This is a genomic window from Longimicrobium sp., from assembly GCF_048594345.1.
Taxonomy (GTDB): Bacteria; Gemmatimonadota; Gemmatimonadetes; order Longimicrobiales; family Longimicrobiaceae; genus Longimicrobium.
The window spans coordinates 42,056-58,440 of sequence record NZ_JBMDXM010000037.1; the positions used below are offsets into that span (position 1 = coordinate 42,056).

Here is a 16,385-nt window from a genome sequence, read left to right on the forward strand (position 1 = left end):
CGCATCGATTGGGAGAAAAAGCGAGGACGTAGCGGGTTGGCTCCCACTGCGTCCTCGTTCTCTTCTTCCCGCGTCGCCGCGCTGACTTCAATTGGTGCCGTTCAGACTACGCCGGCGGCGGTCTTGGCGAGTTCCAGGCGGCGGCGCAGTTCCTTCTCGCTCATCGTGCGGATGGCGAAGGCGGCTGCGTCCATGCTGTTGAAGTCGATGGGCGCGGTCACCACGGCGGCCGCATCGCCGCCGGGGTGAAAGCCGAGTTGCGCGCCGTCGCGCAGGTGCGCCACCTTGGTGGGGATGGCGACGGCCTCCCAGGGGCGGCCATGGTCGTCGTTGATGGTGCGCATCGTCCGTATCCTCAGGTCCTGTTGATCGCCGTCCACCGGCGCATCGGTTCTTCGATGATAGTGGCGAGCTGCTTCCGAGGCTGGATTCCTCGGCCCGCAACGGGCGGAGCAACGGGGCAGGGATCTTCGCGGCCAAGCCTCGGAATCACACGGTGCGTGGAATCCGTCGCCGCCTCGCCGTGCCCGCTATCCCCTGCCCCTACTTCCTCCGCGCCGCCTTGAGCAGCGCCTCGCCGGCGGCTTCAACCTGCCAGCGGCGCACACCGGGCACCGCCTCCAGCTCCTCGGGCGTCTTCGGCTGCGCCTTGCCGATCTCTTCAAGCGTGGCGCGGGAGATCAGGAAGCCGGGGTCCAGCCCCAGCTGCTCCGCCACGCGGGTGCGCGCGTCCTTGAGCGACTCCACGCGCGCCTCCAATTCCAGGTCGCGCTCCCAGCGCTGCGAGCGGGGCCAGCGCGGCAGTTCCTCTTCGGGCACCGCCAGACCGCGCTTGACGGCGGCCATGATCTCGCGCCCGCGCCGCTGCGCCATCCCCTCCGACAGGCCGGTCACGCGCGGCAGGTCGCGCACGTCCGCGGGCGGCGACGCGCTCATCTCCAGCAGCGCCTGGTTGCCCAGGATGCGGAAGGTGGCCTGGTCGCGCTCCCTGGCCACGCCCTCGCGCCACTCGTGCAGCTCGCGCAGAATGGCCAGGCCGCGCGGGGCGAGGTCGCGCGCGCCCTTGGTGCGCATGTACGCCTCGCGCCCGTCCTCCGACTCCGTCCAGCGGGTCTGCTCGCGGCGCAGGAACTCTTCCTCCGCCCAGTGCATCCGCCCCTTGGCCTCCAGCTCCTGCTTGAGCCGGTCGCGCAGGGCGGGAAGGTGGGCGGTGTCGGTGGCGGCGTACTCCATCATCCCCGCCGACAGCGGGCGCTCGGCCCAGTCGGCGCGCTGAAACTCCTTGGGAAGCTTCAGGCCCAGGTACTTTTCGGCGATGTTGCCCAGCCCCAGCTGCCGCTCGCCCAGGAACGCCGCCGCGATCTGCGTGTCGAACAGCCCGCTGATGTGCAGCCCCGCGTCGCGGTCCAGAATGCGGACGTCGTAGTCCGCGTCATGGAAGATCTTTTCGATCCCGGGGTCCGCGAACAGCTCGCCCAGCGGCGCCAGCTCGCCAACGGAGAACGGGTCTACCAGGTAGTTGCGCGTACGCGAGGAAAGCTGCAGGAGGCTCAGCTTGTCGAAGTAGCGGTGGTAGCCCGCCGCCTCGGTGTCCACCCCCAGCAGCGGCTCTCCCCGCAGCTCGTCCACCAGCGCGATCAGCCGGTCTGGACGTTCGATGTATTCGTGATCCATGCTTTCGGCGTCGAAGAAGCCGCAAAATCGCCGCGCGACGCGGCAGTCGCAAGGTCCGGGCTCGTTTCGCGGACTTGTCCATCCCCTCGCGCCCGGCGCCAGGGGATGCGCCGAGTTCCCGGACGACCAGTCATCCTGAGGCCGGCGCCGCTTCGCGGCCTGCCTGTACACGAGAGCTGGGCGCCGGCCGAAGGACCTTGCCCGCAGAACCAGGAATCTTGAACGGCTCCCGAGGGCTGGGTCCCGCGCGACCCGACAGAGATCCTTTGGTCGCGCGCAAGCTCCCGTGGTTGCGCAAGTTGCGGATGTGCGCCCCCTCGGGATGACACCGCGCTTCCGTGGGGACCTCCAGGGGTTTTCAACACTCTCTCAGGATGACTGGCTTTACGGAGCTTCAGCAACGCACCCTTTGAGCGTGAGGATGTGGGCACCGCCACCGGATTCAGGATGACTCCGCTCGGGCTTCAGGACCTTGCGGATGGACCGGCTTCCGGGCGGCGCGCGACGTACAGGCCGCGGCCGATGAGGCCGTGCGGATCGTACTCCACCACCTCCAGCCCCGCGGCCGCAAACGCGTCCAGCATCTGCTGATGGGTGAACAGGCCCAGCAGGTGCCGGTCCTCCCAGTGCTCGATGCCGCCAGGGCGGCCCACCATGTACACGTAGACGATGACGGACAGGTCGCCCTCCCAGTCGGCGCGCCCCATCCGTGCCACCTTCAGCTCCGCGGATTCCGTGACGTCCAGCCGCGGCATCCCGGGCTTGAACACCTCCGGCGTGAGCCATGGCTCCACCACCGCTACGCCGCCGGGCTGCAGGTGCCGCGCAAAGTTTGCGATCGTGCGGCGCAGCGCATCCTCCGTACGCACGTAGCCGATGGCGCTGAACAGGCAGACCAGCGCGTCGAAGCGGCGCCCCAGGTCAAACTTCGCCATGTCGCCCTGGTGGAACGTGGCGTCGGGAATGCTCTCGGAGGCCACGCGCAGCAGCCGCTCGTCCAGGTCCACCCCGGTAACGCGGTAGTGCCGGCGCAGGTGGGCCACGTGGTTGCCGGTGCCGCACGCCACGTCCAGTAGCGCGTTGCCGCCCGACCGCACGTGCGCCTGGATGTGCGCGTGCACCGTCGCCGCCTCGTCCGCGTACGGCTTGCCCGCGTGGATCACGTTGTAGAACTCCGCCGACCGTGTGTAGAACGACTCGCTCATCCTTTCCTTTCCGCGGGGGCTGTCCGGAAGCACGGGTCTGCCCCAAGGTGTGCGCTGGTCTGCGCGCTGTCCATCCTCAGTTGCAGCGAGAACACGCGTCCGCCGTTGTTTCCCACACACAACGGCCCGGTGATGCGCCGTTTCCACATCGCATTCATCGCCGTTCGAGTACGCCGGAGTTCGGCAGACCGTGAAGTGCGGGCCAGGCGCGGGCGCGGCCCCAGAGGGTGTTGAAGAGTCCGCCCTTCAGATGACCCCAATCTCGATTTCCTGAGGATTCCGGCGCAGTTCGACGGCGTGGTCCGCTCGCTACGCGTGGATGTGATCGCGCCTCCGGGGCCGGAGGCACGGCACGGGGCGGCCGAGGAGGATCTGCGGAGAGGGCGTGGAGAACAGATTCTCCCCGCCCTCTTTGTCATCTGCTGCGCCACTGGCTGTAAAACGAGGCGGATTTGGGAAAAGGCCGTGGCGTGGCGCGGCGGTTGCCGTGCATGACGGCACTGCTACCCTGACAGGTGGCAGCGTTTCGCCATGGCCCAACTCCCCACTCGGACGCACCCCTCCATGCCTGCTCCGTGGATCCACCGCCTCTTGGCGGCCTCCCTGCTCCTCCTTGCCGCCTGCGCCGACGACGTCCCGTCCGCCACGCCGCCGGACGACGCGCTCGCCGCCCGGCAGACCGGCGTGCAGCTGGTGCTGGTGAGCGGCGGCGCGCAGGTGGGCGTGCCCGGCCACGCGCTGGCCGAGCCCGTGGTGGTGCGCGTGCTGGACCGGCGCGGCACCCCCGTCGCCGGCGCGCGCGTCAACTTTCTGGCCGAGGCGGGCGGGCTGGCGGAGCCGCGGCAGACCGACACGGACGCGGACGGCTACGCCCGCACCACGTGGACGCTGCTGGCTCGCGGCGCGCAGAAGCTGCGCGCGTCCGGCGTGGGCGGCACGGTGCCGGTGACGGCGACGGCGCAGCCGGGGAACGGGAGCACCCTCACGCTGGTCCGGATGGCTGGCGACGGGCAACGGGGCACGGCGGGGATGCGGCTGCCGGAGGACCTGCAGGTGCGACTGCTGCGCGACGACGGCACCGCCGTGGCCCGGGCGCCGGTAACGTGGCGGGTGACGGCCGGCGGCGGCCGCGTGAACAGCGCGCTCACCGCCACCACCGGCGCGGGCGATGCGCGGGTGCGGTGGACGCTGGGCGCGGAGCCGGGGGTGCACACCGTGGTGGCGTCCACGCCGGGCGCCGACTCCGTGGTGTTCACCGCCACGGTTCCCGGAACGCCGGTGCCCAAGCCCGCGACGCTGCACCTGGAGCCGGACTCGCTGGTGCTGGACGTGGGGCAGACGGACCGCTTCACGGCGGTGGTGCGCGACCAGAACGGCGCAAAGCTGCCGGGGCACACGCCGCAGTGGTCCACCTCCGACTGCGTCGTGGCCGCCGTGGACGCGGAGGGCAACGTCCGGGGCATCGCCATCGGAACGGCGGCGGTGACGGCGCGGGTGGGCGCGCTCACCGCTTCCGCCACGGTGCGGGTGCGCGGCAGGTTCCCCAGCCTGGAGATCTCGCCGGACTCGCTGGTGCTGGACATCGGCGTCTGGGGGCGGCTGTTCCCCGTGGCGCGCGACGCGTCCGGGGAGGCGATCGTGGACTACCGCGTGGAATGGTCGAGCCTGGCCGACGGGGTGGTGCTCGTGGATGGAGGTGGGAACCTGCTCCCCGTGGCGGCGGGCACGGCCCGGATCGTGGCGCGGTGGGGCACGCTCGCCGACACCACGACCGTGCGGGTGCGGCCGGCGCGAGGGGCGCTCACCATCCCGCAGGTGCAAAAGCGGGTGGCGTCGTACGGCGGCAGCATCGACCCATCCAGAGGCAGCGTGGAGCTCAACTGGTGGCTGCACGTCTCTCAGTACCAGGTCAGCACCATGTCCATGCGCGTCCGCAGCCCGCTGGGACGGACGATCGACTGCACCAACATGGACGCGGAGAGCTGGTCCCGCAACGAGTTCCGCTGCCGCCTGACCCTTCCCCGGGGATCGGAGCCGGGAACGTGGCGCGTGGACCGGGTAACGGTCACCCGCGACGGGCAGACCACCGTGTTCGAAGACGCGGACCTGGTGGCGATGGGCACGCTGGGCCGCCAGTTCGACGTGCTGGGCACCGGCGCCGACACGCAGCCGCCGCTGGTGCGCGTGCTGTGGCCCAACCAGGGTACGCGCTACCCGGACCGCTACTACCTGGACGTCGGGACCGTCGACCACGTCTCCGGCGTGCGCGCCACGCGGATCACGGTGCGCGGCCCGGGCGGGGTAACGCACAGCTGCCAGGCGACCCATTCGTACGGCGCGCTGGCCAAGGTGGGTGGAGGGGTGTGCCTTCTGCCGCTGCGGCCCGGAAGCGGCACGTGGGACGTGGTGTCGGTGGAGGTGGAGGACGGCGCCGGCAACCGGGCCACCTACACGCCGGAGCAGATCGCCCAGTCCAGGGCCGCCAGCGAAGCGCCGTTCCTGGTGTTCTCCTTCACGCCCTGACTTCGCGGCGGGCCCGGTCGCCTGACGGGGATTGACGGCGGACGGATCGACAACGCCGTGACGGACAACGTGAAGGACGCAGGGGACGATTCCGGTCTCCTGCGTCCTTCTTGTTTCCGTCGCGGGTTGCACGCCGCGGGGGCGCGGGCACATCTTCGGCGGACTCGACGGAGCCTCCGCATCCAACCGATCCCGATCCGCATGCCTTCGCACGCCGCGACCGACCTGGTCCTGACCGCCCGCCGCATCCACCTGCTGGGCGACCGCGCGCCCGTGCAGGCGCTGCTCATCCGCGCCGGGCGCATCGCCGCGGCGGGGACGGCGGACGAGGTGCGCGCGGCGGCGCTCCCCGGCGCGCGTACGGAGCACGTGGACGGCATCGTGACGCCCGGGCTCACGGACGCGCACGTGCACCTGACCACCTGGGCGCTCGCCCGGCGGCAGGTGGACCTGAACGCCGCCGCCACGCTGGACGACGGCGTGGCGGCGGTGGCGCGGGCGGCGCGGGAGGGCGAGGGATGGATCCGCGGACTGGGATGGGACCAGCACCGCTGGGGCGGGCTGCCCAGCAAGGAGCCGCTGGACCGCGTCTGTCCGGACCGCCCCGCGTACCTGCTGAGCCACGACATCCACGCCGCGTGGGTGAACACCGCGACGCTGCGCCGCTGCGGCATCACCCGCGACACGCCCGACCCCGCCGGCGGCGAGATCGTCCGCGACGCGCGGGGCGAGCCGACGGGGGTGCTGCTGGAAAAGGCGGTGCGGCTGGTGGAAGTGCACCTGCCCAATCCGTCCGCCGAGGAGGTGCGCGCGGCGCTGCTGGAGGCGCAGGCCGAGGCGCACCAGTTGGGGCTTACCGGCGTGCACTCGGTAGAGGTCACGGGGCTGGAGGACTTTGCCGCGATGGAGCAGGACGACGTGCTGCGGCTGCGCGTGCTGCAGTCCATCCCCCTCCCCCGGCTGGACCACGCCATCGCCGTGGGCCTGCGCAGCGGCTTTGGGAGCGAGTGGCTGCGCATCGGCGGGGTAAAGATGTTCACGGACGGCGCGCTGGGCTCGCGCACCGCGTGGATGCGGCAGCCGTACGAGGGCGCCGTGGGCGACGTGGGGATCCGCACGCTGGAGCCGGAGGACTTTCGCGAGCACGTGGCCCGCGCCGCCGCCGCGGGGATCGCCTCGACGGTGCACGCCATCGGCGACGCGGCGGTGGAGATGACGATCGACGTGCTGGGCTCCACGCCGCGGCCCCGCGCCATGCCGCACCGCATCGAGCACGTGCAGCTGTGCCCGCCGGACCTGTGGGAGCGCGCCGGCCGCTCCGGCGTCATCGGGTCGATGCAGCCGATCCACCTGATGACCGACATCCCCGCCGCGGAGCGCCACTGGGGCCGGGACCGCACCCGCGGTGCCTACGCCTTTGAGCCGCTGCGGCGCGCGGGGATGACGCTGGCGTTTGGCAGCGACGTGCCGGTGGAATCGTGCGATCCGCGCCTGGGCCTTTTCGCCGCCGTGCGCCGCGTGGGGTGGGACGGGGCGCCGGCGGAGGGATGGTGGATGGAGAACGCCATCACCGCCGAGCAGGCGCTGCGCGCGTACACCGAGGGCCCCGCCGTCGCCGCCGGGCTGGAGCATCGCCAGGGCCGCCTGCTCCCCGGCTTCGACGCCGACCTGGTCGCCTGGGACGTCGATCCCCTGGAAGCGGAGCCGGACGCCGTGCGCGAGATGCGCTGTGTGCTGACGATGGTGGGCGGCGAGGTAGTGCAGAGGGTGTGATGCCCCCTGATGCGACCCGCAAACCAGTCTCTGGATAAGATCAGCATACTGACCTTAGTCTTCAGACGTGGCGTTATCGATTGTCACACGGGCACTTAGCTCCGCATCAAGCCACCGGACAGCGATGTTTCGCGCTCCGATCAGATAGCAGTAGATGCTGGCCGGGATGAAGGTCAGGTCAACGCCCCGCACGTTCGTGTGGGCGCTCTTTGTCCGCGAGGTGACCGTGGCGTCGGTCAGCCCGTTCGCCTCGCAGAAGGCAAGCAGGCTGCGAAGGTCTCCGGGTTTCCGTGCGTATTGGTCCGACCACTTCACCTCCACCGCGAGTTCGGGCTTCTGCTTCTGGCCCAGCAGCACGATGTCAACCTCCCCTCCCTGCCAGCGTGCGTAGTGCAACGCCTGGTTGGAGTGAAACCACTGCGCGAAGATGGCGGTTTCGGCCAGTGCGCCAATCATCTCGTCGTCGGCTGAGATGGGAGAGAACAGCGCCGCTCGCATGGAGGGATTGGTAAGATATACCTTGAAGAAGTTGGCACGGTGAAACCGCTTCGCGCTTCGATCCACTCTGTGGACCACGCGAATGAGAAAGGCTGCCTCCAGGTATTCGATGTACCGCTTGATGGTGTTCTTTGCCACACCGGAGCGTTTGGCGAGTTCGTCCAGCGAAATCTCGTTGGCGGTGTTGAAAGCCAGCGTGGTGAACAGGTAGTTGAGTTCCTGGATGTCGCGAATACCGTACAGGCCCGGCAGGTCACGGAGCAGAACCTTGTCGATGATGTCGTTCTTGATGAAGCGCCCCGGATCTGCCTGGATTTCCTTTGAGAACACGACCTCCGGGTACCCACCGAAGTTCAGGTAGTCCATGAACCTGGCGTTGAGTCCCTGAATGTCGTCCGTGCGCATCTCACCGGCCTCGACCTTCACGCGGTCGGCCTCACCCAGGAGGTCCAGATACTCGTAGAAGGTGAGTGGTGGAAGCAGAAAATCCGTGAAGCGACCGGCGCCCGACTCGCCACTCTTCAGGCGGAGGGCTGCCGCGGCCGAGCCAGATGCGACCAGTTTGAGTGGGGAGTAGGTATCCACCAGGCTCTTAAGGTGAATCTCCCAGTCCCGGAGGTACTGAACCTCATCAAAGAACACGAAGCTCGGTTCGGTCGCGTAGTCAGTTCCGGTGGCGTCGCGGAAAAACTCCAGGAGTTCCTCCAGGCCAAGCCCGTTGTAAATAGGGTGGTCGACGGAGAAGTAGCAGATGCTGCGCGGGGGAATGCCGTCCGCGATCAGGCGCTGGATGGAATGGTGGATCATCACCGTCTTACCGACTCGGCGCGGACCCATCAACACAACGGCGCGGCGGATCTCGGTGCGCGTCACCAGGGGCATGAAAAGGTCGAAGTACGCCCGCGGCTTCCACTCGCGTGCCGGCAGCGATGCCGTGCGCCTGGCATCCCACCAGGGGTTTTCGGCCTTGAGCCGCTTCACGACCTGCTCACGCGAGATGGTACGCATCTCCACAGCTCCAGAATAAGGTCACCATGCTGATCTTAGGCAACATAGAAGACTTTGTCTCTAAGGTCAACATTCTGATCGTACAACAAACGATCGATCTTCACACCCGAATAAGATCAGCATGCTGATCCTATCTATTTAACCTCATAGAAGTGCTTGTGGCAGAATGATGAACGACGCATCCGAAACCACGATTCTCTGGCGTCCGGTGGGTCAGGCGGAGCTGGATCTGATCGAGCAGAGCGGCTGGCGTGCCTTCCCGCCGCGGCTGGCGCATCAGCCGATCTTCTATCCCGTCCTTAACGAGGAGTACGCGGTGCAGATCGCGCGCGACTGGAACGCAAAGGACGCGGCTTCGGGCTTTGTGGGATACGTCACGCGCTTCGAGGTGCGCAGCGACTTCCTGGCGCGCTATCCAATCGAGACGGCAGGCGCCCGGAAGCACCAGGAGTACTGGATTCCGGCGGAGGAGATGGACGCCTTCAACGACGCCATCGTGGGCATGATCGAGGTGGTGGCGGAGTTCCGCGGGGAGGGAGCATGACGCCGGAGGGGATGGAGCGCGCGGCGCGGATCCTGGCGGGCGCGCACCGCGTGGTCGTCAGCAGCGGCGCGGGGATGAGCAAGGAAAGCGGCATCCCCACCTTCCGCGACGCCATGGACGGCCTGTGGGCCAACTACGACCCGCAGCAGCTGGCCACCGAAGCCGGCTTTCGCGCCGACCCGCGCCGCGTGTGGACGTGGTACGCGTGGCGCCGCGAGCGCATCGCCCAGGCGAGTCCCAATCCCGGCCACCACGCGCTGGTCCGGCTGCAGGACATCGTCCCCCGCCTCACCGTCGTCACGCAGAACATCGACGGGCTGCACGCGCGGGCGGGATCGGCGGACGTGGTAGAGCTGCACGGCAGCATCCATCGCGTAAAGTGCCTGGACCGCGGCCACCCCTTCGACGGCCCCCTGCCGCCGTACGCGGACGACCAGGATCCCCAGCCCTGCCCCATCTGCGACTCGCCGCTGCGGCCGGACGTGGTGTGGTTCGGCGAGATGCTGCCGAAGCAGGCGACGGAGCGGGCGTGGTCGCTGGCGGAGCGGTGCGACGCCATGCTGCTCATCGGCACGTCGGGGACGGTGTGGCCGGCCGCCGAGCTGCCGCTGGTGGCCCGCCGCCACGGCGCCCGCGTCATCGAGGTCAACCCCGAGCCCTCCGAGCTCACCCACGCCGCCGACGTGTTTCTGCAAGGCCCGTCCGGCGAAGTGCTTCCCGCCCTGGTGGAAGCGGTCGCGCGGGCCCGGAGCGCCGGAGCATCCCCGCGTTGATGCTCGAATCGCGGCTGGGTCCTCTGGACATCGAAACCGTCGTGAGCGGCTATCTGCGCTACAGCCGCCGCCCTCGGGACGACGACGACGCATACGATTACGATCATCCAGACACGATCGCTGACGATGCGGTGCGCAACGCCATCGTCAGCGCCCCTGCGCCGGTGGTCTGGGAGCTGGTCCGCACCCTTCTGCGCCAGGTGGAGGACGACGAGCTCAGCTTTCATGCAGCCGGGCCCCTGGAAGACCTGGTCGCCCTTCGGGGCGCGGAACTGGTCGATGAGATCGAAGCCGAGGCACGGCAAGACGCGCGGTTCCGCTGGGCGCTCGGCTGCATCTGGCTATCTTATGGCGCGCTTCCCGACGCGGTGCTGGAACGCGCGGTCCGTGCGAGCGGCGGCCAGATCAAGCCGCTGCCTCCCCGCACGGAGCGGCGCAACTTGCCGAGCAAGCGAGAGACATAGGATCGCCCGATCAACCCGCGCCCGCCCGTGTGCAGAGGAAACGGCACGAACAAACTGTGTTGACTTGACTCTGGTAACTCTGCGTGAGGCCACTCTTTTGCGGGATTCTGAGGTTCGCACCGGCACAGGCGGATGCGGATCGAACAAACTCCGTTGACTCCGTTGACTCCGTGTGAGCCATCGTTTTTGTCAGTGGTTCTGACGAAATCGTGCCGGGTGTCCGGCCGCGCCCTTGCGTGGCGGAACAGAAGGGGCAAGTTGTCGGGCTCGCACGTACGCACGCGCACGGTCAGCGGTCCGGTCCTTGCCGCCACAGGCCCAGAAAAAGAAACGGACGTCCGTTCACGCAATGCATAGACGCACCAAGATCGTTTGCACGCTGGGCCCCGCCAGCTGGTCGCCCGAGCGGATCGACTCGCTCATCGCGGCCGGCATGGACGTGGCCCGCATCAACTTTTCGCACGGCGACCTGGAGCGCCACGCGGAAACCATCCGCAACGTGCGCGAGGCCTCCGCGCGCGCCGGACGCCCCATCGCGGTGCTGGGCGACCTGCAGGGCCCCAAGATCCGCGTGGGCGTGCTGCCGGCGCCGGTGGAGCTGCATCCCGGCGACCGCCTGACGTTTGCCCCCGAGGGCGAGCACGTGGGCGACGAGCTGCCCACCACCTTCGTGGGGCTGTCGCAGGACGTGGAGGTGGGCGACGTGGTGCTGCTGGCCGACGGGCTGATGGAGCTGATCGTGGAAGACGTGCAGCCGCCGCGGGTGGCCATGCGCGTCATTCACGGCGGCACCCTGACCAGCAACAAGGGGATCAACCTTCCCGGCACCGCCGTCAGCATCCCCTCGCTCACCGAAAAGGACCTGCGCGACCTGGAGTTCGCCCTGGAGCAGCAGGTGGACTACGTGGCCCTTTCCTTTGTCCGCTCCGCCGAGGACGTAAAGGACCTGGTGAGCCGCATCCCCCCCGGCGGGCCGCTGGTGGTGGTGAAGGTGGAGAAGGGGATGGCGCTGGAGAACCTGGAGGCCATCCTGCAGGTTTCCTCCGCGGCCATGGTGGCGCGCGGCGACCTGGGCGTGGAGCTGCCGTTCGAGCGGGTGCCGCTGGCGCAGAAGCGGATGATCCAGATGGCCAACATCGCCAGCCGCCCGGTGATCACGGCCACGCAGATGCTGGAGTCGATGATCGAGAACCCGCGCCCTACCCGCGCCGAGGCCAGCGACGTGGCCAACGCCATCATCGACGGCACCGACGCGGTGATGCTTTCGGCCGAGACGGCCACGGGCAAGTTCCCCGTGCAGGCGGTGCAGGCCATGGCGCGCATTGCCCAGGAGATCGAGGACTCGCACATCCTGGAAAGCGGTCCGCACTACGACGTCGCCATCGTCCCCGATGAGGACGGCACCACGCCCACGGAGCGCGCCATCGCGGGTGCCACGGTCGAGGCGGTGCGCCGCCTCAAGGCGCCGCTCATCCTGACCTTTACCACCAGCGGCAGCACGGCGCGGGTGGTGTCGTCGTTCCGCCCGCCCGTCCCCATCCTGGCCATCACCGACAACGAGCCCACGTACCGGCAGCTGGCGATGGTGTGGGGCGTCATCCCCATCATCTGCTCGGTGGAAGCGAGCTTTACCGAGATGCTGGCCTGCGGGCGCGACGAGGCCATCAAGCGCGGCCTGGCCAGGCCCGGCGACCGCGTGGTGGTGACCGCCGGCCTGCCCATGCACCAGCCGGGGACGACGAACCTGATTCAGGTGTCGGTGGTGTGAGGAGGCACGTGCGAAGGTACGACAGTACGAAGGTACGAAGGTACGAAGGTACGGGCCGCGTGGTGGCGGCCTGCACCGTTCCGCACTTTCGTACTCTCGTACCCTCGTACCGCCGTTTCGCCGTACGGCCGTGAAGCTCACGTTCCTGGGCACCGGCACCAGCTTTGGCGTGCCGGTGATCGGCTGCGGGTGCGCCACCTGCACCAGCGCGGACCCGCGCGACAAGCGCACGCGGCACGGCGCGCTGGTCACGGAAGGCGATCGGCGGATGCTGGTGGACACGCCGCCGGAGCTGCGGCTGCAGCTGGTGGCGGCGCGGGTACCGATGGTGGACGCCATCTGGTTCACGCACTGCCACGCGGACCACATCCACGGGCTGGACGACGTGCGCGTGTTCTCCGAGCGCACCGGCGCGCCCATGCGCGTGTACGCCGAGGCGGACTGCGCGGCCACGCTGCGCCAGCGCTTTGCGTACGTGTTCGATCCGCACGTCCGTCCGCTGGAAGGCACCTCCAAGCCCGAGGCGGAGCTCACCGAGGTGCGCGCCTACGAGCCGGTGGACGTGGCCGGCTTTTCGGTCACGCCGCTGCCGGTGCCGCACGGGCCGCTGAGCGTGTACGGCTTTCGCGTGGGTGACCTGGGCTACGTAACGGACGGAAAGCGCCTTCCGGAGCGCACCGCGCAGGCGCTGCGGGGCGTGCGGGTGCTGGTGCTGAACGCGCTCTGGTTCGGCCCGCCGCACCCCACGCACTTCAGCGTGGAAGAAGCCGTCGAAGCCGCGCGCTCCGTGGGCGCCGAGCGCACGTACCTGACCCACCTGAGCCACCGCGTCTCGCACGCCGAGCTGGACGCGCGCCTGCCGAAAGGCGTGTTCGCTGCGTACGACGGGCTGGAGGTGGAGGTGTGAACGGCAGGGACAGGGAATAGGGAATAGGGAATAGCCTGCAACGGCGAGCGCTTCGGACGGCACCCCGAGCTAAGGCCCGGGGCTATGAATGCCATAAGCCCCGCCGTGGGCTCGCGGAACTCGCCAAGCGGGGCTTCACCTGCTCGGGTCAGCAGGGGCCGGCGCGCATGGGGGAGTTGAGGCGCGGCAACGGGTACCGACTAGCGGAAACGCGGCGTGGCCCGACTCTCGCCCGACCCGCTTTCGTACTTTCGTACTTTCGTACTTTCGTACTTTCGTACTTTCGTACTTTCGTACTTTCGTACTTTCGTACCTTCGTACCTTCGTTCCTTCGTACTTTCGCACTCTCGCACTCTTCCGACATGTCGATCGTCCTGGACTACAACAACATGCTCGCCACGCGGCTGGGCGGGCGCGGAATCGACCCGGCGCGGCTGGACGCGATGGCGGAGCGCTTTCGCGCGGCCCACGCCGACGCCGCGCAGCGCCGCGACGCCGGTGAGCTGGGCTTTTACGCGCTGGCCGACGGCGGCGAGACGGTGGATTCCATCCGCACCTTTGCCGAAGGCGGCGGGCAGGCGTTCAGCAACCTGGTGGTGCTGGGGATCGGCGGGTCGGCGCTGGGCACGGTGGCGCTGCGGACGGCGCTGCTGCACCCCTACTGGAACGAGCTGGACGATGAGGGGCGCGACTTCTTTCCCCGCCTGTACGTCCTCGACAACGTCGATCCGGCCACGTTCGGTGCGTTCCTGGACCGCATCGACCTGGGGCGCACGCTTTTCAACGTGATCTCCAAGAGCGGCGGCACCGCCGAAACCATGAGCCAGTACCTGGTGATCCGCGAGCGGCTGCGGGAAAAGCTGGGGGATGGATATCGACGCCACCTGCTCTTCACCACCGATCCGGAGAAGGGTGTGCTGCGCGCACTGGCGAAGGAAGAAGACGTCGCCACCCTCCCCGTTCCGCCCAACGTGGGCGGCCGCTTTTCCGTCCTCTCCGCCGTGGGCCTGCTTCCCGCGGCGATGGTGGGGATCGACATTGGCGAACTGCTGGCGGGGGCAAAGGAGATGGTGGAGCGGTGCGAGACGGCGGAGCTGCGGTCCAATCCCGCCGGCCTCTTTGCCGCGCTTCAGTACCTGGCCGCCACGGAGCTGGACGCGCCGATCCACGTGATGATGCCGTACAGCGACCGCCTGCGCGACGTGGCGGACTGGTTCCGGCAGCTGTGGGCCGAAAGCCTGGGCAAGCAGCGCACGCGCGCCGGCGACGAGGTGTTCGCCGGGCCCACGCCGGTCAAGTCGCTGGGCGCCACCGACCAGCACTCGCAGGTGCAGCTGTACGTCGAGGGTCCGTTCGACAAGACCATCACCTTCCTGGCCGAGCGCGAGGGCGCGGACGACATCCCGATCCCCTCCGCACACCCCGAGCACGCGGAGCTGGCGTACCTGGGCGGGCACAGCATGGGCGAGCTGCTGCGCACGGAGATGCTGGCCACGGAGGCCGCGCTGGCGCAGCGGGGGCGGATGAGCATGACGCTGGAGGTGCCGCGGGTGGACGCGCGGTCGCTGGGCGGGCTGATGATGATGCTGCAGATCGCCACCGTGTACGCGGGCCATTTCTACGGCATCGACCCCATGGACCAGCCGGGGGTGGAGCTGGGCAAGCAGCTGACGTACGGCATCATGGGGCGCCCCGGCTTTGACGAGGCCCGCGCCGAGTGGGAAGGCCGCACGCCCAAGGACGATGCCTTTGTGGTGAGGTGATCCCGGACGGGCCGCGGCGCCAACCCGCGGCCCGGGTCTCGCAACACGTCTTCCCACGTTCGCACTTTCGCACTCCCGCACTTTCGCACTTGACCGCCAAGCCCCTCGTCCCCGCGTCCGACAAGCCCGCCATCCAGCCGGGCTCGCGGACGCTCATCATCATCAACCCCGCGGCGGGGCAGGCCGACACGGAAAAGGTGCTGCGCCTGCTGGCCGGCGCCTTTGCCGTGCGCGGCGCCAGCTTTGACGTGATGCACACCGCCGGCGCCGGCGACGCCCAGCGCGCCGCGAAGGAAGCGGTGGCGCACGGCTACCGCGCCGTCGTGGCCGTTGGCGGCGACGGCACGGTGGGCGAGGTGATCACGGGGCTGGCGGGGACCGACGTGCCGGTGGGGATCGTGGCCAAGGGGACCGCCAATCAGGTGGCGTCCAACCTGGGCATTCCCCGCGACATCGAGGCGGCGGTGGAGGTGGCGGTGAACGGCGTTCCCGCGCCCATCGACCTGGGGCAGCTGGACGACGGGCGCTACTTTGCCCTGGCCGCCGGCGCGGGGTGGGACGCGGCGGTGATGGCCACCGCCACCCGCGAGATGAAGGACCGCTGGGGCTTTGGCGCGTACATCTACGCCGGGCTGCAGGTGGGGGTCAAGCCGCCGCGCCACCGCTACCGCATCGTCGCGGACGGGCGCGAGCTCAAGGTGCGCGCGGCCATGGTGCTGCTGGCCAACATGGGGCAGTTCGTGGCCAACACCATCCCCCCCGTGCAGGTGACCGTTGCGCCCGACGTAAGCTACCAGGACGGCAAGCTGGACGTGTGCATCTTTGCGCCGCGCACCGTGGCCGACGTGGCCGCGCTGGCGCTGCGCGTGCTGCGCGGCCGCTTTTCCGGCGACGAGAAGCTCATCTACTTCCAGGCCTCGGAGGTCACCGTCAACGCCGATCCCCCCGCCGTCACCGAGATCGACGGCGAGCCCGTCGGCCACACCCCCCTGAGCGCCCGCGCCGTTCAGGGGGGCGTCACGGTGCTCATCCCCCGGGTGGGAAGAAGTGCGTGAGTGCGGAAGTGCGTGAGTGCGGAAGTGTATGATCCAGGCATCGGCGCGTGGCGGGGGCCCTCACCCGCTCGCTCAGGCTCGCACCCTCTCCCGCAAGCGGGAGAGGGTAGAAACGTCGCACATGCCTGGGGTGCGGGTCCGCTGTTGCAATGCCTGTCGCCGCCTCCTCACCCAACCCGTCGCGCCGGCCTCGCGGACTCGAGCAGGTGAAGCCCCGCTGGTGAGCTTTGCGAACCTTGGCGGGGCTTGTGGCCGTTCTAGCCGCGGGCTTTAGCCCGTGGTGCCGGGGCGAGGAACAACCTCCAACGGTGGCTGAGTGAGGGCGGGCGAGAAGATCCCGGACACACGAAGAAGCGGGGGGGTGCCGAGTTGCACCGCCCCCCGGTTGATGCTGCGGCCGGCGCCAGGCGTAAAGGCCCACGGCGGCGGG

General features: G+C 69.1%; 13 protein-coding genes. 9 read left to right on the forward strand and 4 right to left on the reverse strand.

Annotated elements, in window-relative coordinates; genetic code table 11:
- Window positions 1–101: 101 nt before the first annotated feature.
- From ACOJUJ_RS04250 to ACOJUJ_RS04260, 3 genes are all read right to left on the reverse strand, one after another.
- Window positions 102–344: a hypothetical protein gene (locus tag ACOJUJ_RS04250; RefSeq protein ID WP_420125606.1), complete on the reverse strand. Its 243-nt coding sequence runs from the start codon at window positions 342–344 to the stop codon at window positions 102–104.
- Window positions 345–543: 199 nt separating this feature from the next.
- Window positions 544–1,674 (reverse strand): ribonuclease D, encoded by a 1,131-nt coding sequence (locus tag ACOJUJ_RS04255; RefSeq protein WP_420125607.1) that lies wholly within the window; start codon window positions 1,672–1,674, stop codon window positions 544–546.
- 464 nt (window positions 1,675–2,138) lie between these two features.
- Window positions 2,139–2,879, reverse strand: coding sequence for a class I SAM-dependent methyltransferase (locus ACOJUJ_RS04260; RefSeq protein WP_420125608.1), 741 nt, complete (start codon window positions 2,877–2,879; stop codon window positions 2,139–2,141).
- 564 nt (window positions 2,880–3,443) lie between these two features.
- On the opposite strand from ACOJUJ_RS04260, the gene ACOJUJ_RS04265 reads away from it, so the two are divergent.
- Both ACOJUJ_RS04265 and ACOJUJ_RS04270 read left to right on the forward strand, forming a co-directional pair.
- Window positions 3,444–5,402 (forward strand): Ig-like domain-containing protein, encoded by a 1,959-nt coding sequence (locus ACOJUJ_RS04265; RefSeq protein WP_420125609.1) that lies wholly within the window; start codon window positions 3,444–3,446, stop codon window positions 5,400–5,402.
- Between the two features lie 201 nt (window positions 5,403–5,603).
- Window positions 5,604–7,175 carry an amidohydrolase gene (locus ACOJUJ_RS04270; protein WP_420125610.1) on the forward strand — a complete coding sequence of 524 codons (1,572 nt, stop codon included), beginning with the start codon at window positions 5,604–5,606 and terminating at the stop codon, window positions 7,173–7,175.
- Window positions 7,176–7,229: 54 nt separating this feature from the next.
- On the opposite strand, the gene ACOJUJ_RS04275 is transcribed toward ACOJUJ_RS04270, so the two are convergent.
- On the reverse strand, window positions 7,230–8,681 hold the full coding sequence (locus ACOJUJ_RS04275; RefSeq protein WP_420125611.1) for an ATP-binding protein: 1,452 nt from the start codon (window positions 8,679–8,681) through the stop codon (window positions 7,230–7,232).
- 169 nt (window positions 8,682–8,850) lie between these two features.
- Here ACOJUJ_RS04275 and ACOJUJ_RS04280 point away from each other — a divergent pair, with 169 nt between their 5' ends.
- From ACOJUJ_RS04280 to ACOJUJ_RS04310, 7 genes are all read left to right on the forward strand, one after another.
- A complete protein-coding gene (locus ACOJUJ_RS04280; RefSeq protein ID WP_420125612.1) occupies window positions 8,851–9,225 on the forward strand; it encodes a hypothetical protein in 375 nt (124 codons plus the stop codon).
- Complete coding sequence (locus ACOJUJ_RS04285) at window positions 9,222–9,998, forward strand: SIR2 family NAD-dependent protein deacylase (RefSeq protein ID WP_420125613.1); 777 nt, start codon at window positions 9,222–9,224, stop codon at window positions 9,996–9,998. Before ACOJUJ_RS04280 ends, ACOJUJ_RS04285 begins: the two co-directional genes overlap by 4 nt.
- Window positions 9,998–10,462, forward strand: coding sequence for a DUF6869 domain-containing protein (locus tag ACOJUJ_RS04290; RefSeq protein ID WP_420125618.1), 465 nt, complete (start codon window positions 9,998–10,000; stop codon window positions 10,460–10,462). The genes ACOJUJ_RS04285 and ACOJUJ_RS04290 overlap by 1 nt, the downstream gene beginning before the upstream one ends.
- A gap of 349 nt (window positions 10,463–10,811) precedes the next feature.
- Entirely contained in the window at window positions 10,812–12,230 is a 1,419-nt protein-coding gene (gene pyk, locus ACOJUJ_RS04295; RefSeq protein WP_420125614.1) for a pyruvate kinase, read from the forward strand.
- Between the two features lie 130 nt (window positions 12,231–12,360).
- Window positions 12,361–13,137, forward strand: a complete 777-nt coding sequence (locus ACOJUJ_RS04300; protein WP_420125615.1) for an MBL fold metallo-hydrolase — start codon at window positions 12,361–12,363, stop codon at window positions 13,135–13,137.
- Between the two features lie 362 nt (window positions 13,138–13,499).
- Window positions 13,500–14,900, forward strand: a complete 1,401-nt coding sequence (locus ACOJUJ_RS04305; RefSeq protein WP_420125616.1) for a glucose-6-phosphate isomerase — start codon at window positions 13,500–13,502, stop codon at window positions 14,898–14,900.
- Window positions 14,901–14,989: 89 nt separating this feature from the next.
- On the forward strand, window positions 14,990–15,955 hold the full coding sequence (locus ACOJUJ_RS04310; protein ID WP_420125617.1) for a diacylglycerol/lipid kinase family protein: 966 nt from the start codon (window positions 14,990–14,992) through the stop codon (window positions 15,953–15,955).
- Window positions 15,956–16,385: the final 430 nt, after the last annotated feature.

What these genes read in the sequence shown, in the direction of transcription:
- ACOJUJ_RS04265 (WP_420125609.1), top strand. Translation starts at nt 3,444, where the DNA reads ATGCCTGCTCCGTGGATCCACCGCCTCTTGGCGGCCTCCCTGCTCCTC.
- ACOJUJ_RS04255 (WP_420125607.1), bottom strand. Translation starts at nt 1,674, where the DNA reads ATGGATCACGAATACATCGAACGTCCAGACCGGCTGATCGCGCTGGTG.
- ACOJUJ_RS04270 (WP_420125610.1), top strand. Translation starts at nt 5,604, where the DNA reads ATGCCTTCGCACGCCGCGACCGACCTGGTCCTGACCGCCCGCCGCATC.
- ACOJUJ_RS04280 (WP_420125612.1), top strand. Translation starts at nt 8,851, where the DNA reads ATGAACGACGCATCCGAAACCACGATTCTCTGGCGTCCGGTGGGTCAG.
- ACOJUJ_RS04275 (WP_420125611.1), bottom strand. Translation starts at nt 8,681, where the DNA reads ATGCGTACCATCTCGCGTGAGCAGGTCGTGAAGCGGCTCAAGGCCGAA.
- ACOJUJ_RS04260 (WP_420125608.1), bottom strand. Translation starts at nt 2,879, where the DNA reads ATGAGCGAGTCGTTCTACACACGGTCGGCGGAGTTCTACAACGTGATC.
- pyk (WP_420125614.1), top strand. Translation starts at nt 10,812, where the DNA reads ATGCATAGACGCACCAAGATCGTTTGCACGCTGGGCCCCGCCAGCTGG.
- ACOJUJ_RS04285 (WP_420125613.1), top strand. Translation starts at nt 9,222, where the DNA reads ATGACGCCGGAGGGGATGGAGCGCGCGGCGCGGATCCTGGCGGGCGCG.
- ACOJUJ_RS04250 (WP_420125606.1), bottom strand. Translation starts at nt 344, where the DNA reads ATGCGCACCATCAACGACGACCATGGCCGCCCCTGGGAGGCCGTCGCC.
- ACOJUJ_RS04305 (WP_420125616.1), top strand. Translation starts at nt 13,500, where the DNA reads ATGTCGATCGTCCTGGACTACAACAACATGCTCGCCACGCGGCTGGGC.
- ACOJUJ_RS04290 (WP_420125618.1), top strand. Translation starts at nt 9,998, where the DNA reads ATGCTCGAATCGCGGCTGGGTCCTCTGGACATCGAAACCGTCGTGAGC.